Here is a 1,319-nt window from a genome sequence, read left to right on the forward strand (position 1 = left end):
TATTTATTCAATTTTACAAGGGTTATTAAAAAGTATTGAGCTAGGAAAGTACGAAGCAACTGGTTTTTTAATCAAATTTCTAGTGACTAATTTTCATAAAAGTCGCGATTTACCCGTAACGTTTAATGAGTTATGTGGTAATAAGGGGACCAGAAATCCATATATAGTTCTTCAAAACACAGATGATATTATATCAACCTACAGCTATAAAAAAACAGCAGATGATTATTGTCTAAGAAAACTAGCTATCCTTTTGTTTGGACAACAGGCTTATAGCGAATTATATAGTTTACCTTTAAAAGAAAAAAAAACATTAGAGTACGAACACATAATAAATATTTATAGCTGTTTTAAAAATTGTGATTATACTGACTATGTTTTCAATAAGGTTAAGAATGTAACTAAATATGGATTATTGTTTATACAAGACGGTGTTTTTATGGATAATTTAGAAAAAGTTTTAAATCAAATTATTATTGAACCTGACTTTATAAAAAAAATATTTCAATAATCAATAAAACCTTTCCTGACGTATAGGTTAATAATGGTCACATAATAGTCACTCATTACAGATAAATGAAAAGAACTAGAGGAGAAAAGTCATCAAAAATTATTAGCCATTAAGAGGATTAGAAAAGGTTTAAGGAAAATGTAAAACAAATTGACAAAGTGGAACTTAGTTAAGATATTTTTTAAATAATGGATGTAAAAGCTGAGTTCTGAGTTAGATCTGAAAAAATGTAATTGCTCATGTTATTGTTTAAATCAGCACTTTGTATTGGGTGCTGAACAAGTATAAACGTTGATTTAACATGTTTTATTAAAAGTATTATTGTTTATTTTTCTTATTAATACACGGGCGGCATGATGTAATATCATAACTCATTGACATATATATGATTTATGCATATTTGTTTACTTATTACTTTAGTATTATTCAATATTTTGTAATAGTCTCAATTTCAAAAACCATGTGAACAAGATTCACCTGCTTATAAAAATAGTTTATCCTATTTTACACAAATTTTACACATCACTCACACAAAACCTTATAATATCAATATTTTAAGACCTATTTCGACCCCGACCACCGGTATCTATTACAACAGTTTAGCCTTATGGCTAGGCTTTTTTTATTGGAATTGTCCCATTTTTGTCCCGTTTATTTAAACTCGTCTAAAACTTTTCGAATTTTCTCCTTCTCTCTTTCCTCTAATTCTTTCAAAACATGCCCGTAGGTGTCTATTATCCTTTGTGTATCCTTATGCCCCATATATCTAGCGACCACTGAAAGTAAGCGTCAAATACTACACACATAT

Annotated in this window: 1 pseudogene; it reads left to right on the forward strand. The window is 28.4% G+C overall.

Annotated elements, in window-relative coordinates:
* A pseudogene (locus N784_RS16870) lies at positions 1-511 on the forward strand (hypothetical protein); the annotation flags it as partial.
* Positions 512-1,319 lie beyond the last annotated feature (808 nt).

The sequence above is a fragment of the Pontibacillus litoralis JSM 072002 genome (assembly GCF_000775615.1).
In the GTDB taxonomy this organism is placed as follows: domain Bacteria; phylum Bacillota; class Bacilli; order Bacillales; family BH030062; genus Pontibacillus; species Pontibacillus litoralis.